Raw genomic sequence first — 24,841 nt, 5'->3', positions numbered from 1 at the left:
GGCAATAACAACTGGCGATAAGAAGATGAGATTATGGTTTGCTGTCAAAGCGGATATTCGTAATCCGCTACCCTGCTTACTCATAACCTTATTACCACTTCGTGGTATTTCAGTAGGTATTTGAACACCTACTGAAACAAGGAAGTTCCCCCGTTTGAAGAAGTGGGGGACTTCCTTGATAAGGTTAAATAACAAAGTTTAACTGGTTCTTTTCGTTCTGGATTTCCAATAAGTCAGCTAATGTAATATTGTCCACCACGTTGTTGATGGCATCGTTTAAACGCTTCCATACCTCCAAGGTAGCACAGTTGTCGTAGCGGGAACAATCTGCCGCGTCCTCGTCCAAACAAGAGACAGGAGCAAGACTTCCTTCGGTCAGCCTTAAAATCATACCTACGGTATACTCAGCCGGAAGCTTGGAAAGCTTATAGCCGCCGGAGGCACCACGAACACTTCTCACATAGCCGGCACGGCTTAATATTGTTATGATTTGCTCTAAATATTTGTCCGAAAGCTCCTGACGCTTTGCAATATCCTTTATTTTGACATATCCTTCGTTTTCGTAGACAGCCAAATCAAGCATAAGTCTCAAGGCATAACGCCCTTTTGTTGAAATTTTCATGTTATCACCTACCTAATATTCTGATTTTCGTGTTAATTGGTAACTTTTTTATACTTACCCGCAATATATTCTTGACGAATGACGGGTTCGTGGTAAAATAATATGGTGAACGACTCTCTTATTTCCAATTGAAAATAGTGAGAATGCAAACAATCCGCAATGAATATAACCCGCCAAAGAGTTATAAATCATATCGGATAACTATGAATTGAATATACAGGAAGAAACGGTGAATGTCAAGCAAAATATTTAATTGACAACTGGAAAAGCAAGTGGTATATTCAAATATAACTAATCCTAGTAAAATACTAGGAAATGCATAGCGGGAAATGTAGGAGGTAACATATATGAGTGAAATTATATATTTAGATAATGCGGCGACAACTCAGCTCGATGCGGCTGTTTTTGAGGAGATGAAACCATATTTTACAGAGTTTTACGGGAATCCTTCCAGCGTATACAGCATTGCTTCTGAGAGTAAAAAAGCCATTCATATAGCAAGAGAGAGAATTGCACAGACAATCGGTGCGCAGGAGAGGGAAATTTATTTTACCAACGGCGGAACGGAAAGTGATAACTGGGCAATCAAAGGAATTGCAGAGTCGTATTCCGAAAAGGGAAAGCATATCATCACATCAAAGATTGAACATCATGCGGTTTTACACACTTGTGAATATCTGGAAAAGCAAGGCTATGATGTAACGTATTTAGATGTAGATGAGGACGGCCTTATCAGCTTAGAGGAATTGGAGAAGAGTATCCGCGAAGATACCATATTGATTTCCATCATGTTTGCCAACAACGAAATCGGCACGATTGAGCCGGTTAAGGAAATTGGCGAGATTGCAAGAAAGCACCATGTTTTGTTCCATACGGACGCTGTACAGGCATTTGGGCATGTTCCGATTAACGTGGAGGAGATGAATATCGATTTGCTGAGTGCCAGCGGTCATAAGGTAAACGGCCCGAAGGGTGTCGGCTTTTTGTATGTCAAAAAGAATGTGAAGCTGAAAGCCTTTATACACGGCGGGGCTCAGGAGAGACAGAGAAGAGCGGGAACTGAAAATGTTCCGGGCATTGTGGGACTTGGCGCAGCGGCAAAAGCTGCCAATGAGCAGATGGCAGAGAGAAGCAAACAGCTTACAGAGCTTAGAGATTATCTGATTGAGCAGGTGGAGAAAAACGTAGATTACATCCGCTTAAACGGGCACAGAACAAAACGTCTTCCAAACAATGTAAATTTCTGCTTCCGTTTTATTGAAGGAGAATCTTTGCTTATTTCCCTCGATATGGAAGGGATTTGTGCATCGAGCGGTTCGGCCTGTACATCAGGGTCCTTAGATCCATCCCATGTATTGCTTGCAATCGGACTTCCGCATGAAATTGCACACGGCTCTTTGAGACTGACATTAAGTCATACGACAACAAAAAAAGAGTTGGATTTTGTGGTAGCACAGTTAAAAGATATTGTCACACGACTTAGAAATATGTCACCGTTATATGAAGATTTTGTAAAAGGTCAAAAGTAGAGAAAGAGGCGATTTTATGTATACGGAAAAGGTAATGGATCATTTTAAGAATCCAAGAAATATGGGAGAAATCGACGATGCCAGCGGTGTTGGCACTGTGGGAAATGCAAAGTGCGGAGATATCATGCGCGTTTTCTTGAAAATTGAAGGGGACGTAATTGAGGACGTAAAGTTTAAAACCTTTGGCTGTGGTGCCGCTGTTGCGACAAGCAGTATGGCAACCGAGCTTGTAAAGGGAAAGACCATTCAGGAAGCAATGCAGGTCACAAACAAAGCAGTAATGGAAGCGCTGGACGGCTTGCCGCCGGTGAAGGTGCACTGCTCTCTTTTAGCGGAGGAGGCAATTCATGCAGCACTTTGGGATTATGCAAAGAAGCACAATATTGTGATTGAAGGCTTAGAGGAGCCAAAGGAAGATATTGGCGAAGAAGAAATTCCAGAGGAAGAGTAAGATTAGAGAAAGTGGAGATTATCAAATGAAAAAAATTGAAGAGTATGTGAGAAGTATACCGGATTTTCCGGAGGAAGGAATTGTATTCAGAGATGTTACATCTGTTTTAGAGGATGCAGAAGGACTGCAGTTGGCGATTGACTCCATGCAGGCGATGCTTTCCGATGTAGAATGTGATGTGATTGTAGGGCCTGAATCCAGAGGATTTATATTCGGAGTGCCGATTGCATATAATTTGAGAAAAGCATTTATACCGGTTAGAAAAAAAGGAAAACTTCCTTGTGAGACAATTGAGAAGGAATATTCATTGGAATATGGCACAGCCGTTATCGAAATGCACAGAGATTCGATTAAGCCGGGACAGAAGGTTGTTATCATTGATGACTTGATGGCAACAGGCGGAACGATAGAAGCAATTGTTTCTTTAATAGAAGAATTAGGCGGAGAAGTGGTGAAAGTTGTCTTTCTTATGGAGCTTGACGGGCTGAAAGGAAGAGACAAGTTAAAAGGATACAACGTGGAATCTGTGATACACTATCCGGGAAAATAAAGTCTTTTTGAGCAAAAGGATGAAATAGACAGAAATTAGGTGATTATTGAGGTGAATTCAATGGTCACCTTTTTGCATACGGCATTTTTTTTGAATTTACTATTGCACATAAAGACAAAAAAAATTATAATAGGAAGCAAACGTAAAGTACTAAGATGGTGAAAGTATGTCGAATGAACAAGGGAAGCAGAGAATGGATAAATTGCAGGATTTGAATATGGATGATAAACCGTTTACGGCACCGGCAGATTTTACAAGCCCTGATACATTGTATCAAGAGTTGATTGAAAGTATCAGAAAGTATCATCCTTCAACAGATATTTCTTTAATTGAAAAGGCTTATAACATAGCTAAGACTGCACATGAAGGGCAGACTAGAAAATCGGGTGAACCATATATCATTCACCCACTTTGTGTTGCAATCATATTGGCGGAATTGGAGCTCGATAAGGAGTCAATTGTTTCAGGGCTGCTTCATGATGTGGTGGAGGACACGATTATGACCTCCGAGGAGATTACAGAAGAGTTCAGCGCAGAGGTTGCATTGCTGGTCGACGGTGTTACGAAGCTGGGACAGCTATCTTATTCCATGGATAAGGTGGAGGTTCAGGCAGAAAATCTTCGAAAAATGTTCCTTGCGATGGCGAAGGACATTCGTGTTATTCTGATTAAACTCGCGGATAGGTTACATAATATGAGAACCTTAAAATATCACCGCCCGGAGAAGCAGAAAGAAATAGCAAGAGAAACGATGGATATCTATGCTCCGATTGCACAGAGGCTTGGTATTTCCAAAATTAAGACGGAGCTGGATGATTTGTCTTTAAAATATTTGGAGCCGGAAGTTTATTATGATTTGGTTGAGAAAATCAACTTGAGAAAGAGTGAGAGAGAGCAGTTTGTTCAGGATATCGTAGATGAGGTGAAGTTTCACATCGAATCTGCGGGTATCGACGCGAAAATAGACGGCAGAATCAAACATTTTTTCAGTATTTATAAAAAGATGGTGAATCAGGATAAGACCATCGAGCAGATTTATGACCTTTTTGCGGTTCGTATTGTTGTCGAGACGATAAAGGACTGTTATGCGGCACTTGGTATCATTCATGAGCTTTATAAGCCGATACCAGGCAGATTCAAGGACTATATCGCGATGCCGAAGCCAAATATGTACCAGTCACTTCACACGACTTTGATTGGACCGAACGGAAATCCGTTTGAGATTCAGATTCGTACCTTTGAGATGCACCGGACAGCCGAGTTCGGAATCGCAGCCCACTGGAAATATAAGGAGGCGTCCGACGGCAAGCATGTGGAGGAGCAGGAAGCGGCAAAATTAAGCTGGCTCAGACAAATTCTGGAATGGCAGAAGGATATGTCAGATAACAAGGAATTTATGAGTCTGATTAAGAGCGATTTTGACATTTTCTCCGAAAATGTTTATTGCTTTACTCCAACCGGCGATGTAAAAAATCTTCCAAGCGGTTCGACACCGATTGATTTTGCGTACAGTATACACAGTGCGGTCGGCAATAAGATGGTCGGTGCAAGGGTAAACGGAAAGCTTGTCACAATTGACTATGTGCTGCAAAACGGCGACAGAGTCGAGATTATGACTTCGCAAAATTCAAAGGGACCAAGCCGCGACTGGCTGAGTGTTGTAAAAAGCACACAGGCAAAAAGCAAGATTAACCAGTGGTTTAAGAATGAATTAAAGGATGACAATATCGTTAAGGGCAAGGAAATGCTGATTCAGTACTGTAAGACAAAGAGCATTTCCATAAGCGATATTATGAAGCCGGAATATATGTCGGTTATCATGAGAAAATATGGTTTCAAGGACTGGGATTCTGTCAACGCTGCAATCGGGCATGGCGGCTTGAAGGAAGGTCAGGTCATTAACAAGCTTTTAGAGGAATATGAGAAAAAGAACAAGAAGGTAATTTCCGATACAGATGTATTGGAAAGCGTCACAGAAAATAAAGAAAAGATTCACGTTGTAAAATCAAAGAGCGGAATTATCGTAAAAGGAATCCATGATGTTGCGGTTCGCTTCTCAAAGTGCTGCAGTCCGGTTCCGGGTGATGAGATTGTAGGCTTTGTCACGAGAGGACGCGGCGTATCCATCCATAGAACCGACTGCGTAAATATTATTAATCTGACCGATTCAGAGCGGGTGCGATTGATTGATGCAGAATGGCAGCAGAATGAAAATTCTTCCGGCAATGAAAAATACACGGCTGAGATTATGATTTTTGCCAATAACCGGACCGGAATTCTCGTTGATATTTCGAAAATATTTACGGAGACAAAGACGGATATCACTTCCATGAACAGCCGAACGAGCAAGCAGGGAACGGCAAGTATTTCGATTGCATTTGAGATTCACGGAAGAGATGAGTTAAATCGTATTATCGATAAGCTAAGACGTGTGGAATCTATTCTGGATATTGAGAGAACGACAGGCTGATAAGAAAGAAGGTAGACTATGGCTATTTTAGTGGAACAATATCAATTAGGACCCGTGAGGACAAATTGCTACATTGTATATAATGATGATACAAAAGAGGCAGTTGTGGTAGACCCCGCAGATAATGGAATGTATATCAAAAATATGTTGGAGAAACAGAATTTGAACATACAGGCTATTTTGCTGACGCACGGACATTTTGATCATATTATGGCGGTAGAATTCCTCAAAAATACTTATCAGGTGCCGATACTGGTGCATGAGGAGGAAAAACAGATATTGGAGGATGCTTCCAAAAACCTCTCGGGTACAATGGGAGGGAATGCGTATATCGTAAAGGCGGATCGGTTTTTAAAGGATGGGGAGCAGTTGGAGCTTCTCGGAACAAAGATAAAGGTTTTGCACACACCGGGACATACGGCGGGCGGAGCATGCTATTTATTTGAAGAGGAAAATATGCTTTTTAGCGGCGACACGCTGTTTGCGGGCTCGGTGGGAAGAACCGATTTTCCGACAGGAAGCATGTCGACGCTGGTGCGAAGCATCAAAGACAAGCTTATGGTATTGGCGGACGATATGGCGGTATATCCGGGACATGAGTCAGAGACAACCATCGGCAATGAAAGGAAGTTTAACCCGTTTATCAGATAGGCTAAATGAAAGTAAAGTAATGATTAAGATACAGCAAAACAAACGAGATTTTGAATATGATATCTATTCCCTTGTGAAGGCTTTTTATCCGAGGGAAGAGGCGGCAACCTTTGTGGACGGTGTCGGAAAGACCCCGGAGACAGAAGTGGAGAGCATTGTTGATATTTCCTATCAGGATGATAAGGTTTTTATAACAATCTGCCACAGTGACGGAAGCAATGCCGTAGAGGGCAGTGCAAGCCTTCCGGCTGAAGATAGAGGAAATACAAAAAATATACTGAAAAACCTCTTATATAAGCTGCTGAGTGACTATACAAAGCAGGTATTGCCGTGGGGAACCTTAACGGGTATCCGCCCCACCAAAATTCCGGTTGCTCTCTTGGAAAAAGGGCAGAGCGATGACGAAATAAGAGCATATATGAAGGAAACGTATCTTGCGACGGAGGAAAAGATAGAATTAAGTCTTGCAATCGCAAAGCGTGAGCTTAAGCTTCTTGAAAAGATTGATTATAAGGACGGATACAGTGTTTACATCGGCATTCCGTTTTGTCCGACCACCTGCCTTTACTGTTCCTTTACCTCCTACCCGATTGCGGCATGGGAAAAGCGTGTGGAGGAATATCTGGAGGCACTGTTTAAGGAAATTGATTTTACTGCAAAGGCTTTTAGCGGAAAAATATTAAATACAATATACATTGGCGGAGGGACGCCGACTACCCTCTCAGCAGAGCAGTTAGCGCGGCTTTTGAAAAAGCTTGCGGATTCCTTTGATTACAGTCATCTCTGTGAGCTGACAGTTGAGGCGGGCCGTCCTGACAGCGTGACGGCAGACAAGTTCAAGGTCTTGAAAGAACATCATGTCAGCAGAATTTCCATCAATCCGCAGACGATGAACCAAAAGACATTGGATATTATCGGGCGGAAGCATACGATTTTGCAGGTGCACGAGGCATACAAGCTTGCAAGGGAAGCCGGACTTGACAATATCAATATGGATTTGATTGTCGGCTTGCCGGATGAGGACAAGGAAGCGATCCGTTACACGATGGAAGAGATTGTCAAATTAAATCCGGACAGCGTGACCGTCCATTCACTGGCGATTAAGCGCGCGGCAAGACTTAACATGTTCAAGGAGCAGTATGAGAACTACGCGATTACAAACAATCGTGAAATCATAGAATTAACAAGAGAATACGCAAAAAAAATAGGAGCGGAACCATATTATTTATACAGACAGCAGAATATGGCGGGAAATCTGGAAAATGTGGGCTATGCAAAGCAAGGCAAGGAAGGCATCTATAATATTTTGATTATGGAAGAAAAGCAGACGATTGTTGCCTTGGGAGCAGGAGCCTCCACGAAGATTGTTTTTCCTGACGGATATCGGATAGAGCGGATTGAGAATGTAAAAGATGTGGCTCATTATATTACGAGAATCGATGAGATGATAGAACGTAAGAGAAGCTTTCTGGAAGCAAATTTCCGGTAGAGATGTAATAAGGAGAGGTCTGATATGAGAGAAGCGGCACTGAAACGGCGGGAAGAAATCATAAACAGTGATATGTATTATAATTTGATGCATGGCATGTGTGTGAGCAACCTGGCATATGAGATTGCCCGTGAGCTGGGGTTTGACGAGGGGCAGTGCTATGAGATGGCTGAGGCAGGTGTACTTCATGATATAGGAAAGCTCAGACTTTCCGGCTATTTATACGGGAGGAATGAGAAAACTCTCGGAGTGGAAGAAATGAAGTACATGAGAATGCATTCCAAGCTCAGTTATGATATACTAAAGGAAAATCAATATTCTGATTTTATTCTGGAATCGGTTTTGTATCACCATGAGAACTTTGACGGTTCAGGGTATCCTGAGAATTTAAAGGGAAATGATATTCCGCTGGGAGCCAGAATTTTGCGGGTATGCGACGTGTTTGCAGCCCTGATTTCCGACAGACCGTACCGCAGCGCATTTGACGTGGAAACGGCGGTGGAGCTGATGATAGACGAAGTGAAAAACTTTGATATGAAGGTGTTTCTCACATTTATGCGAGTGATTAATCGCGATGACAGCACAAAAATATATGATATTTGACAAGTAGAATGGAGGACTTTGGATGATTACACAGGCACCAAGAGGAGTACAGGATTGGTATGGCGATGATATGCACAAGCGAAGTGTCGTTGAAAAAATGGCAAGAGAGCTTGCAGCCACCTATAATATAAGCGAGATAATAACCCCTATTTTTGAGCATACGGTTTTATTCCAGCGCGGGGTTGGAGAGACGACGGATGTTGTGCAAAAGGAAATGTATACGTTCACGGACAAAGGTGACAGAAGCATTACATTAAAGCCGGAGGGAACCGCATCTGTTATGCGTGCCTATTTGGAGCACAATATGTATGCAGAGCCTGCACCTACAAAACTATATTATGTGACACCGGCATTTCGTTATGAGAAGCCGCAGAGCGGAAGATTGAGACAGCATCACCAGTTCGGTGTTGAATTTGTCGGTTCAAAATCTCCTCTTGCGGAGGTGGAGATAATTACGCTGATTACAACACTTATTGAGAAATTAGGACTAAAGGACGCTAAGCTTCATATCAACAGTATAGGCTGTCCGAATTGCAGGAAGACTTATAACGAAGCCTTGCTTGCTTATCTGAAACAGCACGAAGAACGTCTCTGTCCGACCTGCCGGGAGAGAATGCAGAAAAATCCTCTTCGCGTGCTGGACTGTAAGGTTGAGACGTGCAAGGAGATTGTGAAGGATGCACCGCGCACCATTCAGTATTTGGACGAGGAATGCAAAGAGCACTGGGGCGAGCTGCAATATTTATTAAATGAATTAAATATTCCTTATGAGATTGATACCGGAATTGTTCGCGGGCTTGATTACTATACAAAGACGGTATTTGAATTTGTTAATTCAGAAGGCTTTACTCTTTGCGGCGGCGGAAGATATGACGGCTTGATACATGAAATTGATGAAAAACAGGACATCCCTTCCGTAGGCTTTGGTATGGGAATTGAAAGAATTCTCTATTTTCTGGAAAAAGAAGGCGTGGAACTTGAGCCAAAGAAGCCGGTTCAGCTCTATGTCGGCATTCTAGGCAAGGAAGCAAGGGCAAAAGCATATAAGCTGGTAAATGAGGTGAGAGGCAGCAATCTTGTTGTTGAGACCGACTATATGGATAGAAGCGTAAAAGCCCAGATGAAGTATGCAAACAAGCTTGGAGCAAGGTACACGGTCATCATCGGCACACAGGAGCTTGAGGAAAACAAGGCTAGGGTGAAAGATATGGAGACCGGAGAGCAGACAGAGCTTGCGTTAAATGAGATTGCGGCGTATATTATTGGAAGCAAATAAAAGGCAATGGAGGAAATTATGGCAGAATCAATGAAGGGATTACACAGATCCCATAGATGTACGGAAGTGACAAGTGCAAATATCGGACAGGAAGTAACCGTTATGGGCTGGGTTCAGAAAAGCAGAAACAAGGGCGGCATTATTTTTGTGGACCTTAGAGACCGTTCCGGTATTTTACAGATTATATTTGAAGAATCAGATGTGAAGGAAGAGGGCTTTGCAAAGGCAGAAAAGCTGAGAAGCGAATTTGTTATCGCGGTAGTGGGCAAGGTAGTGTCCCGTTCCGGTGCAGTTAATGAGAATCTTGCGACAGGTGACATCGAAATCAGAGCCACCGAGATTAGAATTTTATCTGAATCACAGACACCTCCATTTCCGATTGAAGAGGATTCCAGAACAAAGGAAGAACTCAGATTAAAATATAGATATTTGGATTTAAGAAGACCGGATTTACAGGAAAACCTTATTCTGAGAAGTAAGGCAACCACAATCGTGCGTGCTTTCCTTGCAGAAGAAGGATTTTTGGAGATTGAAACTCCGATTTTACAGAAAAGTACACCGGAGGGCGCAAGAGATTACTTAGTGCCAAGCCGTGTGCACCCGGGTAATTTTTATGCACTGCCACAGTCACCTCAGCTCTTTAAGCAGCTTCTTATGTGCTCCGGCTACGACCGTTATTTTCAGGTTGCAAAGTGCTTCCGCGATGAGGACTTAAGAGCGGACAGACAGCCGGAATTTACACAGATTGATATGGAGTTATCCTTTGTGGATATCGATGATGTCATTGACGTAAATGAAAGATTGCTGCAAAAGCTTTTTAAAGAGACAATCGGTATTGATGTGTCTCTTCCGATACAGCGCATGACATGGCAGGACGCTATGGACCGTTACGGCTCAGATAAGCCGGATACACGTTTTGGTATGGAGCTTACCGATGTTTCAGCTGTTGTAAAAGACTGCGGTTTTAGCGTATTTACAGGAGCATTGGAAAATGGTGGTTCCGTGCGAGGTATCAATGCCAAGGGACAGGGAGCAATGCCTCGTAAAAAGATTGATGCGCTGGTAGCCTACGCAAAGGATTTCGGAGCAAAGGGACTTGCTTATCTTTCCATCGGGGATGACGGAAGCTATAAATCTTCCTTCTCCAAATTTATGACAGAAGAGGAATTAAAAGCTCTTGTTGCAGCTATGGACGGTGAGAACGGAGATTTACTTCTCTTTGCGGCAGATGTAAATAAAGTGGTTTATGATGTGCTTGGTAATTTAAGACTTGAGATTGCAAGAGGCTTAGAGCTGTTAGATAAAAACCAGTATAATTTCCTCTGGGTAACAGAATTTCCTCTCTTTGAGTGGTCGGAGGAGCAGAACAGACTGGTAGCGATGCACCATCCATTTACAATGCCGATGGAGGAGGATTTGGAGCTTCTTGACACAGAGCCTGCGAAGGTTCGGGCAAAGGCATATGATATTGTGTTAAACGGTACAGAGCTTGGCGGCGGAAGTGTCAGAATTTATCAGGACAATGTTCAGGAGAAAATGTTTGAACTTCTCGGCTTTACAAAGGAAGAAGCCTATGACAGATTTGGATTCCTGTTAAATGCTTTCAAATACGGCGTGCCTCCTCATGCGGGACTGGCTTACGGATTGGACCGTCTGATTATGCTTATGGCGAAAGAGGATAGCATCCGCGATGTAATTGCATTCCCGAAGGTGAAGGATGCTTCTTGCCTGATGACCAATGCACCGGATGTTGTAGATGCAAAGCAGCTTGATGAGTTAGAGATTGCTTTAGCGTTAAAGAATAAAGAAGAATAAAAAATTACAGCTTGGAACAGACTTAGAGCAGACTTGAAAAAGTCTGCTCGTATTTCATATGATAGGAAATTCCTTCGAATTTCCTATCATATAAAAAATATTTATGCGCACCTCGCGGAGTAGAAGTAGTTGCTTTGCAACCCGCTCGGGCGCGAAGTGTGAGCAAAGCTCACACTTTCTTATATCACAAGGAGGTTTTGCAAATGGAGAAGGAAAAAAAGTTACTGCCCAAACAAAGTGAAAAGCTGTTGGAAACACTAAAAAACCGCTTTGAGAAAAACATGAATCGCCATGAAGGAATGGAATGGGACAAAGTACAGGAAAGATTGCAGTCAGATAGTCAAAAGCTGTATTCCCTGAATGAGATGGAAGAAACAGGAGGGGAACCGGATGTGGCTGCCTATGATTCTGAGACAGGGGAATATATCTTTTATGATTGCTCAGCCGAAAGTCCTAAGGGACGAAGAAGCATCTGCTATGACAGGGAAGCCTTAGAGTCAAGAAAAGAGCATAAGCCGGGTAACAACGCTGTCGATATGGCAAAAGAGATGGGAATTGAGCTTTTGACGGAGGAGCAGTACCGAAACTTACAGAAGCTTGAAGGTTTTGATAAGAAAACATCAAGCTGGGTACAGACACCCGCCAATATCAGAAAGCTCGGCGGTGCCATTTTCTGTGATTATCGTTATGATACTGTTTTTGTCTATCATAACGGAGCCGAAAGCTACTATGGATCAAGAGGATTTCGCGGTCTGCTTCGGGTTTAAGAATAGAAAAATTGCTTTTACAACTTGCTGTACACCCAGATAGCAAGTATGAGCTGTACAGTCAAAATAAAGGGGATTCCGATCAAAAAGGATTTATGCTTGGTTTTATGGTGAAACACATACATGCCGCAGTAGGAGCCAATGCTGCCGCCAAGTATGGCGAGTAAAAATAAAGTCTTTTCCGGAATCCTCCAAAGCTGTTTTTTTGCCTTATATTTGTCAATTGCCATTGACAGGAAACCTGAAATATTTAAAATAGCAAAATATAGGATAAGAGAATAAGTGAGCAGTTTCATGGTTATAGTCCTTTCTTTATGTAAATAGTAACACTTCAGTCATGTCATTATCAGAAGCAGGTTTTACTTTTGATAACATAAATTATAACATATCGTTGCATATTTTTAAAACCTGTGATAGTATAAAAATACAGCAAAGGTAAATATCTGTTTACCTGTCTTTTTCAAATGGCGTTTCAGCCGAATTTTCAAACTTTAACAACAGAATAGAGGAGATGGTTTTTATTTTGCGTGGAGAAAACTGTTATTTTATTTGAGAGGGGGAAGGACTATTGATTGATATTATATGAATTATATCTACAAAAGAGATATAATGTGTGAATTACGACAAAAAACGAGTCAATTAGACTTAAGGGTTAGAAAAGTGAGAAAAAATAAAAAAAAACAAAAAATTATAAAAAAATAGTTGCAATTATATTAGTGTTATGGTACTATAATTAAGATATGTTTGCAAAAAGGTGTCGTATGAAATCTAATTTGCAAAACAAATCAGCTTACATAAAGAGTTTTTTGTTTTCTAATCCGACAATTATGTGATACGGTAATCTTTAAAAATCCCCCGATAGAGGAGTTAAAAGTTTGTCGTTTGAATTCTAATTAGGTATTAATAAATCTAGTAGGTTTTATACTTATCAAAAAGCACCAATGATACCGGCATAGTTGTTGAAGTATGTAAAGCTTTTTAAAATCACCAAAGTTGGTGCAGGGGAGTGTCCATATGGAATATTTATCTGATTGAGTAGGGGGAGTACTAAAGAGGAGGATATTTCAAATAATGTGGGGCTTCAAATTTTCAATCTATTTAAGCTACTGGAAATATTATATTTCTGTTTTCTGCGTCGCAGAAAGCAAAGGGGAGGGTATTAGTATGGAGCTTATATTTGAAAAAACCGCTGTTCCTTCCGTCTAACATTCTTTATGAGGCGGTTAACGGTCCGCGGTATATTCTGGGCGTTAGCCGCAATCATCTTTTGTATCAAATTTATATTCTTATTTCCTATCATATCTTTCGATTTACATTCAAAAATCCCTGAATTAATTTTAAATGTCAAAAAGGATTGACAAGCGGACAATATTATAATAATATTATAGTAATAAAACGAACATAGGTTCGCATAAAGGAGAACATCATGGTAAAAGAAGAAAAAATGAAAGCATTAGATGCGGCATTAGCAAATATTGAGAAGAGTTATGGCAAGGGGGCGGTCATGAAGCTTGGCGATGCAGGAGCCACGATGAATGTAGAAGCTGTACCTACCGGCTCATTAAGCTTAGATATAGCACTTGGTGTGGGCGGAATTCCCAAGGGAAGAGTGATTGAGGTTTATGGTCCGGAATCCAGCGGTAAGACAACCGTTGCACTCCATATGGTTGCAGAGGTTCAGAAAAGAGGTGGTATTGCCGGTTTTATAGATGCAGAACACGCGTTAGACCCAGCGTATGCGAAGAATATCGGAGTTGATATAGATAATCTGTACATATCACAGCCGGATAACGGAGAGCAGGCTTTGGAGATAACCGAGACGATGGTTCGCTCCGGAGCAATTGACATTGTAATTGTAGACTCCGTTGCGGCATTGGTACCGAAGGCTGAAATCGATGGTGATATGGGAGATTCCCATGTTGGTTTACAGGCGAGACTGATGTCTCAGGCTCTCCGAAAGCTGACCAGTATCATTAGCAAATCAAATTGTACGGTTATTTTCATTAATCAGTTGAGAGAAAAAATTGGTGTTATGTTTGGAAATCCGGAGACGACGACAGGAGGCCGTGCGTTGAAATTTTATTCCTCCATCCGACTGGATGTAAGAAGAACAGAGACACTGAAGCAGGGAGGAGAGGTTATCGGTAACCATACAAGAGTGAAGGTAGTAAAGAATAAGGTGGCACCTCCGTTTAAGGAAGCAGAGTTTGATATTATGTTCGGTGAGGGTATCTCAAGAGAAGGAGATATACTGGATTTGGCAGCTAATATCGGAGTTGTGAATAAGAGCGGTGCTTGGTATGCATATGAAGGCGAAAAGATTGGTCAGGGCCGTGAGAACTCCAAGAATTTCCTGAAAGAACACAAGGAGATTATGGAGGAAGTGGAACGGAAGGTAAGAGAGCAGTATGGCATCGGCGGAGGCCCGGAAGAGAAAGATAAAAAGGGCGGCAAAGCAGAGAAGACTGCGAAGGCATGTAAGGCTGAAAAGGCAGAAGAGGCAGCACCGGGACAAGAGGAAGAATAATGTTAGTTACTGCAATTGAAGAATATACAAAGGGCAGATACAAAATATATTTGGATGAGCAGTTCGCTTTTGTGTTATACAAAGGCGAGCTGCATTCTTTTAAAATTGAATTGAATACAGAGCTTGCCGAAGAGGACTATTTCAGTATCAAAAATGAAGTTATATTAAAGCGTGCGAAGCGAAGAACCTTATATTTACTCAAAAAAATGGATAAAACAGAGCAGGAGCTTCGTAACAAGTTAAAAGAAGGATTTTACCCGGAAGACATTATAGAGCAGGCGATTGCGTATGTAAAAGGGTATCACTATATCAATGATGAACGGTATGCAGAGCGGTATATCGGCTATAAGAGCAAGTACAAAAGTAAAATGGAAATTACATCTGAGCTTCGCCAAAAGGGAATTTCAAAGGAATTAATCAAACAGGTTTATGAAGACAGGGATGAGAGCGAAGTAGAGGTAATCATAAAATTAATCAAGAAAAAAATTACAAATATAAACGAAGCAGATCAAAATCAAATAAGAAAATTATATATGTATTTATGTAGAAAAGGTTTTAAATACGATGAAATAGACGAAGCAATAGAAGCGCTAAAAAAAGAAGAATAGAGATAATATAAAAAGTAATGCATAATTATTCACAAAAATACAGATGAAAAATGATAAAAAAAGTAGTGTATACTTGACATAATGTCTAAAACAGTATAAAATTTAAGTATTGTATTTTGTACAATGAAAATTAAATAAGGAGGTGCTCCTGTGTCAATATTTGCTATTATTGCAATAGCTGTGACCCTCGTGCTCACACTTGTTGTGGCTGTCCCTATTACTTGGTTTGCTGCAGTTTCCTATCGCAAAAAAGTTGTTGAAAAGAAGTTAGGAGATGCGGAAGAAAAATCGAGAGAAATAATAGATGAAGCAATTAAGACCGCTGAAACAAAGAAACGTGAAGCTTTACTCGAAGCGAAAGAAGAATCACTCAAAGCAAAAAATGAGTTTGAACGAGAATCGAAAGAGAGACGAGCTGAATTACAGCGTTACGAAAGACGAGTTTTATCTAAGGAAGAAGCTTTAGATAAAAAGGCGGAAGCCATTGAGAAAAGAGAAAGTGGATTTACAGCAAAAGAAGAATCACTGAGTAAGCAAAAGCAGGAAGTTGAAGAACTTCATGAAAAAAGGGTACAGGAACTAGAAAGAATCTCTGGACTTACCTCCGAACAAGCAAAAGAATATCTTTTGAAAACAGTTGAAGATGAAGTGAAACATGACACTGCGAAACTAATTAAAGAATTAGAGAGCAGAGCGAAAGAAGAAGCAAACAAAAAAGCAAAAGAGTATGTAGTAACAGCAATTCAGAAATGTGCTGCTGATCATGTAGCTGAAACTACAATATCTGTAGTTCAACTCCCGAATGATGAAATGAAGGGTAGAATTATAGGTAGAGAAGGTAGAAATATCCGTACTTTAGAGACTATGACAGGGGTTGATTTAATTATTGACGATACTCCTGAAGCAGTTATTTTATCAGGCTTTGATCCGATTAGGAGAGAAGTTGCGAGAATCGCACTTGAAAAACTTATTGTTGACGGACGTATTCATCCGGCAAGAATTGAAGAGATGGTTGATAAAGCTCAAAAAGAAGTGGAAGTGATGATGCGTGAAGAGGGAGAGGCGGCAACGCTGGAGGTTGGAGTTCATGGAATCCATCCGGAGCTTATCAAGTTACTTGGTAAGATGAGATTTAGAACAAGCTATGGACAGAATGCATTGAAGCATTCCATCGAAGTAGCACACTTGTCAGGATTATTGGCAGCCGAAATTGGTGTTGATATCAGATTGGCAAAGAGAGCAGGTTTACTGCATGATATCGGTAAAGCTGTGGATCATGAAATGGAAGGATCACATATTCAATTGGGTGTTGACTTATGTAGAAAATACAAAGAATCACCGACTGTTATTAATGCAGTAGAATCACATCATGGTGACGTTGAGCCAGAATCACTGATTGCATGTATTGTACAAGCTGCAGATACAATTTCTGCTGCGAGACCGGGTGCAAGAAGGGAAACACTGGAAACGTATACAAACAGATTGAAACAACTGGAAGATATTTCCAATGCATACAAAGGCGTTGATAAGTCTTTTGCAATTCAGGCTGGAAGAGAGATTCGTATTATGGTAGTTCCAGAACAAGTAACCGATGCAGATATGGTACTTATGGCAAGAGATATTTCAAAACAGATTGAAACTGAATTGGAGTATCCTGGTCAGATTAAAGTCAATGTAATTCGTGAATCACGAGTAATTGATTACGCAAAGTAAGTACTTTGCATGGATTTGAAATGAATGGTAGAAAAACCTTATAAACGTTGCGTTTATAAGGTTTTTTTATATCATAAAAAACTATTTATGCGTGCCTCACGGAGCGGAAGTAGTTGTTTCGCAATCCGCGCGGGCGCGAAGTGTGAGAAGAGCTCGCACTTTGTTATATCATAGAAGATGGGAGAAACAATATGGCAGAAAAATATACAAGAATTAAACGGGAATTGGTACACAGCGGAAAGATTATAGATCTTTACAAGGACTATGTGGAAATTCCAAACGGAACAGTCGCAGAATGGGATTTTATCGGGCATAAGGGTGCAGCGGCAGTTGTTCCGGTGACAGAGGACGGAAAGATTTTGATGGTAAAGCAGTATAGAAATGCGATTGACAGATTTACGATAGAAATTCCGGCAGGCGGCTTAGACACAGTGGAGGAGCCTATGATAGATTGCGCGAGAAGGGAGCTTGAGGAGGAGACGGGGCACAAGTCAGCAGATCTTGAAATTTTGATTTCGCTGAGAACGACAGTAGCATTTTGCAATGAAAGAATTGATGTATTTGTGGCGAAAAATTTAGTGAAGACAAGTCAAAATCTGGATGAGGACGAATTTATCGATGTGGAGGCTTATGATATAGAAGCATTATGTGAAAAGATATTTGCAGGTGAAATTCAGGATGCGAAGACAATATCAGCACTATTGGCATATAAGATAAAATATTGCTAAGACAAAGGTATTTAAAGAATAGCTGTGACATATAATGAATAAACAGCATGTTCAGTTAGGTGAGCGTCATTCTAAAAATTAAAATAATCCATAAAAAATTCTTTTTTATTTTATTTATGATTGGTTTTCTGGCAGGTATTTTATTTGCGAATATTTTTGGAAAAGCATATATATTGGGAGTCGGTCTGCTCGGAGAGTATTTTCTGCTCCATTTCCGATATACGCAGATTAATTACAGCAAGCTTTTTACTTATGTTTTGGAAGAGCGCCTGAAATGGTTTTTTATTATAGGCATTTTAGGAATTACGAATATCGGGATCCCGGTTATCATGGCTCTGTTTGTCTGGCTTGGCTTTTCCGGAGGTGTTTTTTTATCGGTCGCAATCATGAAATTTGGTATAAAGGGGATTGCGGTATCACTTGGTGCGATACTTCCACAATTTTTGATCTACATACCCGTCATTATTATTTATGCAGATAAGCTGGTGAATAGGAAGATGACGGATAACAAGTTATGGAAAAAACAAAATTGGCTGCAATATGTTTTGTTTCTCCTGATTGGTATCCTGTCTATTGGATTTGGTTCTGCTTTGGAAGGCTATATAAATCCGCTTTTGTTAAAATGGGTACTCAGTTTGTTGAACTTGAACGGATAAATTTAATAAAAATTTTAGAAAAATATTACAACATATAGTAGGAAAAAAAGAAAGCTTACGATATGTTGTGGATTTTGATGAAATCCCTCATTTAGGCGTAAAATTATGTTTGATTTTACGCCATTTTCTTATTATAATACAATTATATAATATATTTGTAATATTTCGGTAAAAAATTATGAGGGAAAAATGTGGAAGGAAATCTTTCTACATTGAGTTTTCGAAGCAAATGGACATGCAGTCATGTCTGATTACTTCATTAGGAGGCAAACATGGAACAAGACATTGCAGCATTTATTGGGTATTTACATGATGTTAAGAAAACGACGGGGAATACAGAGCTTTCCTATCAAAGGGATTTGAGGAAAATGGAGGCTTATTTTAAGCAACAGAATATTGAGGACATTAGTAAGGTGACCTTTACTAATTTGAATTCGTATATTTTGTATTTGGAGCGCAAGGGATTTGCTATCGCTACCATATCCAGAAATATTGCATCAATCAAGGCGTTTTTTAACTTCTTGTTTAAAGAAGGCAAGGTTCGCAGCGATATTTCAGAGTTGCTGAAAGCCCCTAAGATAGAAAAAAAGGTGCCGGATGTGCTGACTGTAAATGAAGTAAATCTACTGCTGAACCAGGCAAAGAATACGACGCCGAAAGAAATGCGGGATAAGGCTATGCTGGAATTGATTTATGCTACCGGTATCCGTGTGACGGAACTGATTTCGTTAAAGTGTTCGGATATTAATTTGGAGATGGATTATATCATCTGCCATGACAAAAATAAAGAAAGAATTATACCGTTTGGAAAGAGCGCAAAAACAGCACTGGAAAATTACTTGAAAAATGCAAGAAGTTTTCTTGTGGAGGACGAAAATAACGCACTTTTATTTACGAACTGTTCCGGGAATGCGATGAGCAGGCAGGGCTTTTGGAAGCTGATTAAACATTATGCAAAGAAGGCAGGAATTAATTCTGATATTACACCACATACTCTTCGCCATTCGTTTGCGGCGCATTTAGTCGAGAATGGTGCAGATTTGAAATCTGTTCAGGAAATGCTGGGGCATTCCGATATATCAACAACACAGATTTATGCAAGTATGAGCCATAACAGGATAAGAGAAGTATATAAAAAGGCTCATCCAAGAGGCTAAAATAATTTAGATAAACGTATACATAAAAAACCTTTCGAATAGCGCATATCATATTTGCATATTCGAAAGGTTTTTTATATCATAGAAAATCTTATTATCGATTTAGTTCTGCAAGCTCGTACAACAACTTCTCAGAAGCTTCCCAGTCAAGGCAAGGGTCTGTGATAGATTTGCCGTATACATGATCGCTGATTTTCTGACAGCCAGGCTCGATGTAGCTTTCAATCATAACACCTTTTACCAGATTGTTAATGTCAGGAGATAGGATTCTGCTGTGCATTACCTCTTTTACAATACGAACCTGTTCTGTGTACTGCTTGTTCGAGTTTGCGTGGTTCGCATCCACGATTACAGCAGGATTTTTCAAATCACGCTCATTATAGAGATCTAAGAGCAGATTCAAATCCTCGTAATGGTAGTTCGGAAGGTTTTGCCCGTGCTTATTTGTGTAACCTCTTAAAATACAGTGAGTCAGATCGTTTCCGTCCGTCTGAACCTCCCAGCCTCTGTAAATAAAGCTATGTTCCAACTGTGCAGCGACAACAGAATTTAACATAACGGAGAAATCACCGCTTGTCGGGTTTTTCATTCCGGCAGGAATTTCCATACCGCTCACAGTGAGGCGATGCTGCTGGTTTTCAACAGAACGTGCACCGATTGCCACATAGGACAAAACATCGGATAAATATCTCCAGTTGTCAGGGTAGAGCATTTCATCGGCAGCCGTGAGTCCGCTTTCTTTAATCGCACGGATATGCATTTTTCTTATGGCGATAACACCCGCAACCAAATCGGGATCCTTTTCAGGGTCCGGCTGGTGAATCATGCCTTTGTAGCCCTCGCCAGTCGTTCTAGGCTTATTTGTATAAATTCTTGGGATTAAAATTAATTTATCCTTCACCTGCTCCTGAACTTTGGAAAGTCTGGTCACATAGTCGCATACAGCTTCTTCATTGTCTGCGGAACAAGGTCCGATAATCACTAAAAATTTATTGGAGGCTCCGGTAATGACATCACGGATTTCAGCATCACGTTTTGCTTTTAGCTCTGCCAAGTCTTTCGGAAGAGGATACTGCTCTCTTATTTCCTCAGGAACCGGTAACTTTTTAATAAAATTGAAACTCATCGCTTTTCTCCTCATCTTTACTCGTATTTTTGATTTTCCTTATTATAATACATTTTTGGAGTATTGTCGATTGTGTACTTAGTCAAACTTTAGTAAAAATCTGCATTTCCTTTATTGAAAATTACGGACGCTGCGGAAAAAGCTTTAGGCAGTACAAAATTAAAAAGTAGACACCGCCGATACAGCTACAAGCCACGAATGCTATAAGCAATTCATTTGACCAATGTAAATGCCGCAGCAGGATACTTGTGTAAACGCCGCAGCAGATGGAGACACAAAGGGCGCCGACCGGTTTTACGACCCATGTATAAAGCGAGATGGAAACCGGAACATGCCAGTTTAAAACAATATAATTGAAAAGTGTCATCACAAGCTGTCCTGCTAAGAGTCCCCACAGATAGCCTTGTATACCGAAATACGGAACTAAAAATATGATAAAAGCAAGCCGGATAACGATGGAAATCAGGCTATGCAGGAAGGTGACGGTCGTTTTGCCAAGCCCATGCAAAATACTCGTCAGAGTAGTGGACAGATAGAGGAAGGGACAAATCCATGCCAGCGTCACAACGAAATCACCGCACAAAGAACTGTTAAAAATACTGGTTCCCATGGCATGACCAAAGCTTAGGAAAATACCGGTGCAAAGGATGCCGAGTAAAAGGCAGTATTGTATCGTGATTTTGGCGGTGCTGCGAATCCGATTTGTATTGGAAGCTGCCTGAGCCTGTGCGACATCGGGCAGAAGCATGACAGACAGCGAGTTTGTGAAGGTGGAGGGAAACAAAATAAGGGGCAGTGACATACCCGTTAAAACGCCGTAAATACTCAGAGCCTCACTGGAAGAAAGCCCGTGTCTGCGAAGTTCAAACGGAATCAAAACAGCCTCGACGCTCTGTAATAGGGTGATGACAACACGGTTTGCTGTAAGCGGAAGAGACAGTGTGAAAATATTTTTAAAGTAGGAAGCCGGAATAGCGCTAAGGCTGTGGGAGGCTTGGGATACATTTGTCTGGATGAGTATCGCAGTAATTGTAAACAAAACGGAAGCGATTTCTCCGGTCACAATTCCGACAGCAGCAATGGATGGAGTGACGGAAATCCCCTTATCCGTTACAATCGTATAAATGAGATAGACGCTGATTACCCGCACAAGCTGTTCCACTAATTGAGAGAAGGCAGGTACGCCAGCTTTTTTGATGCCGTAATAATAGCCGTTGATACAGGTGTGGATGGCTCCGAAGGGAACCGAGAAGGAAATAATTTTCAATAAATCGGTACACCGTGCCTCCTTGACAAAGTGAAGCGCGATATATTCGGCATTTCCATACAAAAGCGCGGCAAGGACGATAGAGGGAAGCACAGCTAAGATAAGACCTGCGTAGAGTACCTTCAAGGCTCCTCTTGTGTCATTTGAAGCCATCTTTGCGGAGGTAAAGCGGGAAATTCCTGTATGGATTCCGGAGACTGTGAGAGAGAAGCAGAGGACATACACCGGAAAAATAAGTTGATAAATTCCCATACCTTCTGCACCGATTGTATGGGAGAGGAATATTCTATAAAAAAAGCCAATAATCCGGCTGATAAAACCGGCTATTGTTAAATATAAAGTTCCTTTTATTATAGTATGCTGTTTTTTCATAAACGTACCTAGAGCGTTCATATTTTTAATAGTTTATTCAATCAGCCATCATATAAGAACAGGTTGGAGGGGAATGGAATGGGAAAATTCATTTATTTAGACAACGCTGCAACGACGCAGACTTCCGATAGAGTCATAAAAGCCATGCTTCCTTATTATGCAAGAAGCTATGGAAATCCGTCATCCATTTACGATTTTGGAGAAAAGAATAAAAAGTCAGTGGCAAAGAGCAGGGAGATTATTGCGGATGCAATTCATGCAAAGAAGGAGGAAATCTATTTTACCTCCGGAGGAAGTGAGGCGGATAACTGGGCACTGCAAATTGCGGTCAATAAAAATAAATTTGGGAAGAGGCATATGATTACAACCAAAATTGAACATCATGCAATACTCAATACATGCAAAAATCTGGAGAAACAAAATGTAGGTGTCACCTATCTAAATGTAGATGAAAGCGGCATGATAAATCTAGAGCAGTTAAAAAGCAGCATTACCCCATATACAAAGTTGATATCTATCATGTATGCAAACAATGAAATCGGCACAATTGAGCCGATCCGGGAAATCGGAAAAATTGCCAGAGAGAATAAAATTATTTTCCATACCGACGCTGTGCAGGCGTTTGGACATTTACCGATTGATGTGGAGGAGCTTAACATTGATATGATGAGCGCCAGCGCACACAAATTTAACGGTCCGAAGGGCGTTGGCTTTCTCTATGTGAGAGAAGGAATCGATGTGGCATCAATGATTTTTGGAGGAGGTCAGGAGAGGGGAAAACGTGCCGGAACAGAGAATGTGCCCGGAATAGTTGGAATGGGAGAAGCTACCAAAATAGCATTGGAGAGGATGGAACAAAGGCATATAAGAGAGGTAAAGCTTCGAGATTATCTGATAAAGCGTATTTTGACGGAAATTCCGTATACGAGATTAAACGGAAGTGCCCAAAAGAGACTGGCAAACAATATCAACGTCAGTTTTCAGTTTGTAGAAGGTGATAATCTGCTTGTATTGCTTGATATGGCAGGTATTTGTGCATCGGTTGCCTCTGCATGTTCCTCCAGCACAAGCTCCCCATCTCATGTCCTAAACGCAATCGGCTTGCCGGATGAGATTGCGTACGGAACGCTTCGAATGACGCTGAGTGAGCAAAATACGGTAGAAGAGCTTGACTATGTGGCGGAAACGCTGAAGTATCATGTGAAGGAGCTTAGGGCAAAAAACAGCGAGTACGAAGAATTTTGCGGGAAACACTAGTCATTTTAAAGAATTACTGTTATAGTAGTTATAGAAACAACCTATAAGTAATTGGAGGAACACATGGAAAAGAAAAAAGTAGTAATTGGAATGTCGGGAGGAGTCGACTCTTCAGTTGCAGCCTATCTTTTGAAAAAACAGGGTTATGAGGTCATAGGAGCCACGATGCAAATCTGGCAGGACGAATCAATCGATGCACAGGAGGAGACAGGCGGCTGTTGCGGCTTGAGTGCCGTGGATGATGCAAGAAGAGTTGCGGAACATTTAGAAATTCCTTATTACGTTATGAATTTTAAAAGTGAATTTAAAGAGAAAGTAATCGACTATTTTATTGAGGAATATTTGCAGGGAAGGACACCGAATCCTTGTATTGCCTGCAACCGCTATGTAAAATGGGAATCCCTTTTAAATAGAAGTCTGGAAATCGGTGCAGACTATATTGCCACCGGACATTATGCACAGGTAGTAAAACTGGAAAACGGAAGATTTACTTTGAAAAAATCCGTTACATCCGCAAAAGATCAAACCTACGCGCTCTATAACCTGACGCAGCACCAGTTAGAGCATACGTTGATGCCTGTGGGAGAATATACAAAAGATGAGATAAGAGAAATTGCAAAGGAAATCAGCCTTCGCATTGCGAATAAGCCGGACAGTCAGGAAATCTGCTTTGTGCCGGACAATGATTATGCAAAGTTCATTAAGGAAAATACAGACGCTAATCTTACGGAAGGGAACTTTGTGGATTTGGATGGTAATATAATCGGCAAACACAAGGGAATTACCCATTACACAGTCGGACAGAGAAAGGGACTCAATCTGTCTATGGGACATCCGGTATTTGTAACGGAAATCCGCCCTGACACAAATGAAGTTGTGATTGGAAACGCAGAAGATGTATTTGCAAATAAATTAATCGCAAATAATATAAATTATATGTCCATCGAGGACCTAAACCAAAAGATGGAGGTGACGGCAAAAATCCGTTACAGCCACAGCGGGGATACGTGTATCCTTGAAAAGTTGGAAGATGGAAGTGTCTTATGTACCTTTGAAAAACCACAGCGCGCCATTACACCCGGACAAGCAGTTGTATTTTATGACGGGGATTATGTAGTTGGCGGTGGAACGATTGTAAAAAGTGTGGTATAATGCTCGGAGCTTAGAATTTATGGTATGATGTAAAGCGTGAGAGGGAACACTAATA

Annotated in this window: 22 protein-coding genes; 18 read left to right on the top strand and 4 right to left on the bottom strand. The window is 40.9% G+C overall.

Annotated features, from left to right (window positions below):
• Nucleotides 1-184: 184 nt before the first annotated feature.
• Nucleotides 185-622 (bottom strand): RrF2 family transcriptional regulator, encoded by a 438-nt coding sequence (locus CTY48_RS10800; protein ID WP_099468502.1) that lies wholly within the window; start codon nucleotides 620-622, stop codon nucleotides 185-187.
• Nucleotides 623-969: 347 nt separating this feature from the next.
• On the opposite strand from CTY48_RS10800, the gene nifS (CTY48_RS10795) reads away from it, so the two are divergent.
• The 10 genes from nifS (CTY48_RS10795) (at nucleotide 970) to CTY48_RS10750 (ending at nucleotide 12,223) form a co-directional block, all read left to right on the top strand.
• Nucleotides 970-2,151, top strand: coding sequence for a cysteine desulfurase NifS (gene nifS, locus CTY48_RS10795; RefSeq protein WP_099468501.1), 1,182 nt, complete (start codon nucleotides 970-972; stop codon nucleotides 2,149-2,151).
• 16 nt (nucleotides 2,152-2,167) lie between these two features.
• A complete protein-coding gene (gene nifU / locus CTY48_RS10790) occupies nucleotides 2,168-2,602 on the top strand; it encodes a Fe-S cluster assembly scaffold protein NifU (RefSeq protein ID WP_099468500.1) in 435 nt (144 codons plus the stop codon).
• Between the two features lie 25 nt (nucleotides 2,603-2,627).
• Nucleotides 2,628-3,152, top strand: coding sequence for an adenine phosphoribosyltransferase (locus tag CTY48_RS10785; RefSeq protein ID WP_099468499.1), 525 nt, complete (start codon nucleotides 2,628-2,630; stop codon nucleotides 3,150-3,152).
• Between the two features lie 193 nt (nucleotides 3,153-3,345).
• A complete protein-coding gene (locus CTY48_RS10780) occupies nucleotides 3,346-5,622 on the top strand; it encodes a RelA/SpoT family protein (RefSeq protein WP_099468498.1) in 2,277 nt (758 codons plus the stop codon).
• Between the two features lie 18 nt (nucleotides 5,623-5,640).
• On the top strand, nucleotides 5,641-6,273 hold the full coding sequence (locus tag CTY48_RS10775; RefSeq protein ID WP_180272709.1) for an MBL fold metallo-hydrolase: 633 nt from the start codon (nucleotides 5,641-5,643) through the stop codon (nucleotides 6,271-6,273).
• Entirely contained in the window at nucleotides 6,218-7,762 is a 1,545-nt protein-coding gene (gene hemZ, locus CTY48_RS10770) for a coproporphyrinogen dehydrogenase HemZ (protein ID WP_328587800.1), read from the top strand. The genes CTY48_RS10775 and hemZ overlap by 56 nt, the downstream gene beginning before the upstream one ends.
• Nucleotides 7,763-7,786: 24 nt before the next feature.
• Complete coding sequence (locus tag CTY48_RS10765; RefSeq protein WP_143452721.1) at nucleotides 7,787-8,365, top strand: HD-GYP domain-containing protein; 579 nt, start codon at nucleotides 7,787-7,789, stop codon at nucleotides 8,363-8,365.
• A 22-nt stretch (nucleotides 8,366-8,387) separates the two neighbouring features.
• Nucleotides 8,388-9,641 carry a histidine--tRNA ligase gene (hisS, locus tag CTY48_RS10760; protein ID WP_099468496.1) on the top strand — a complete coding sequence of 418 codons (1,254 nt, stop codon included), beginning with the start codon at nucleotides 8,388-8,390 and terminating at the stop codon, nucleotides 9,639-9,641.
• A gap of 18 nt (nucleotides 9,642-9,659) precedes the next feature.
• A complete protein-coding gene (gene aspS, locus CTY48_RS10755; protein ID WP_099468495.1) occupies nucleotides 9,660-11,456 on the top strand; it encodes an aspartate--tRNA ligase in 1,797 nt (598 codons plus the stop codon).
• Nucleotides 11,457-11,659: 203 nt separating this feature from the next.
• Nucleotides 11,660-12,223 (top strand): DUF4256 domain-containing protein, encoded by a 564-nt coding sequence (locus CTY48_RS10750; RefSeq protein WP_099468494.1) that lies wholly within the window; start codon nucleotides 11,660-11,662, stop codon nucleotides 12,221-12,223.
• A 17-nt stretch (nucleotides 12,224-12,240) separates the two neighbouring features.
• On the opposite strand, the gene CTY48_RS10745 is transcribed toward CTY48_RS10750, so the two are convergent.
• Nucleotides 12,241-12,519, bottom strand: coding sequence for a DUF1294 domain-containing protein (locus CTY48_RS10745; protein ID WP_099468493.1), 279 nt, complete (start codon nucleotides 12,517-12,519; stop codon nucleotides 12,241-12,243).
• A 1,130-nt stretch (nucleotides 12,520-13,649) separates the two neighbouring features.
• Here CTY48_RS10745 and recA point away from each other — a divergent pair.
• The 6 genes from recA to xerD all read left to right on the top strand — a co-directional run bounded on the left by recA (nucleotide 13,650) and on the right by xerD (nucleotide 19,612).
• Nucleotides 13,650-14,750: a recombinase RecA gene (recA, locus tag CTY48_RS10740; RefSeq protein WP_099468492.1), complete on the top strand. Its 1,101-nt coding sequence runs from the start codon at nucleotides 13,650-13,652 to the stop codon at nucleotides 14,748-14,750.
• Nucleotides 14,750-15,358 (top strand): regulatory protein RecX, encoded by a 609-nt coding sequence (locus tag CTY48_RS10735; protein ID WP_099468491.1) that lies wholly within the window; start codon nucleotides 14,750-14,752, stop codon nucleotides 15,356-15,358. The genes recA and CTY48_RS10735 overlap by 1 nt, the downstream gene beginning before the upstream one ends.
• Nucleotides 15,359-15,523: 165 nt before the next feature.
• Nucleotides 15,524-17,071 (top strand): ribonuclease Y, encoded by a 1,548-nt coding sequence (gene rny / locus CTY48_RS10730; RefSeq protein ID WP_099470131.1) that lies wholly within the window; start codon nucleotides 15,524-15,526, stop codon nucleotides 17,069-17,071.
• Nucleotides 17,072-17,262: 191 nt separating this feature from the next.
• Nucleotides 17,263-17,799, top strand: a complete 537-nt coding sequence (locus CTY48_RS10725) for an NUDIX hydrolase (protein ID WP_099468490.1) — start codon at nucleotides 17,263-17,265, stop codon at nucleotides 17,797-17,799.
• A gap of 59 nt (nucleotides 17,800-17,858) precedes the next feature.
• A complete protein-coding gene (locus CTY48_RS10720; protein WP_099468489.1) occupies nucleotides 17,859-18,455 on the top strand; it encodes a stage II sporulation protein M in 597 nt (198 codons plus the stop codon).
• A gap of 272 nt (nucleotides 18,456-18,727) precedes the next feature.
• Nucleotides 18,728-19,612 (top strand): site-specific tyrosine recombinase XerD, encoded by an 885-nt coding sequence (xerD, locus tag CTY48_RS10715; RefSeq protein ID WP_099468488.1) that lies wholly within the window; start codon nucleotides 18,728-18,730, stop codon nucleotides 19,610-19,612.
• A 94-nt stretch (nucleotides 19,613-19,706) separates the two neighbouring features.
• Here xerD and CTY48_RS10710 read toward each other — a convergent pair whose 3' ends face one another.
• Together CTY48_RS10710 and CTY48_RS10705 are read right to left on the bottom strand one after the other, a co-directional pair.
• Nucleotides 19,707-20,738, bottom strand: coding sequence for a 3-deoxy-7-phosphoheptulonate synthase (locus CTY48_RS10710; RefSeq protein WP_099468487.1), 1,032 nt, complete (start codon nucleotides 20,736-20,738; stop codon nucleotides 19,707-19,709).
• 121 nt (nucleotides 20,739-20,859) lie between these two features.
• Nucleotides 20,860-22,377, bottom strand: a complete 1,518-nt coding sequence (locus CTY48_RS10705) for a putative polysaccharide biosynthesis protein (protein ID WP_099468486.1) — start codon at nucleotides 22,375-22,377, stop codon at nucleotides 20,860-20,862.
• A gap of 78 nt (nucleotides 22,378-22,455) precedes the next feature.
• Here CTY48_RS10705 and nifS (CTY48_RS10700) point away from each other — a divergent pair, with 78 nt between their 5' ends.
• Together nifS (CTY48_RS10700) and mnmA are read left to right on the top strand one after the other, a co-directional pair.
• Nucleotides 22,456-23,634, top strand: coding sequence for a cysteine desulfurase NifS (nifS, locus tag CTY48_RS10700; protein WP_099468485.1), 1,179 nt, complete (start codon nucleotides 22,456-22,458; stop codon nucleotides 23,632-23,634).
• 63 nt (nucleotides 23,635-23,697) lie between these two features.
• On the top strand, nucleotides 23,698-24,786 hold the full coding sequence (gene mnmA, locus CTY48_RS10695) for a tRNA 2-thiouridine(34) synthase MnmA (protein ID WP_099468484.1): 1,089 nt from the start codon (nucleotides 23,698-23,700) through the stop codon (nucleotides 24,784-24,786).
• The last annotated feature ends 55 nt before the right edge of the window (nucleotides 24,787-24,841 follow it).

Origin of the sequence: Konateibacter massiliensis (genome assembly GCF_900184995.1) — a bacterium.
Lineage (GTDB): Bacteria > Bacillota > Clostridia > Lachnospirales > Lachnospiraceae > Lachnotalea > Lachnotalea massiliensis.
The sequence above is the reverse complement of the archived record's forward strand: the minus strand, read 5'-3'. Positions and strand labels throughout refer to the sequence as shown.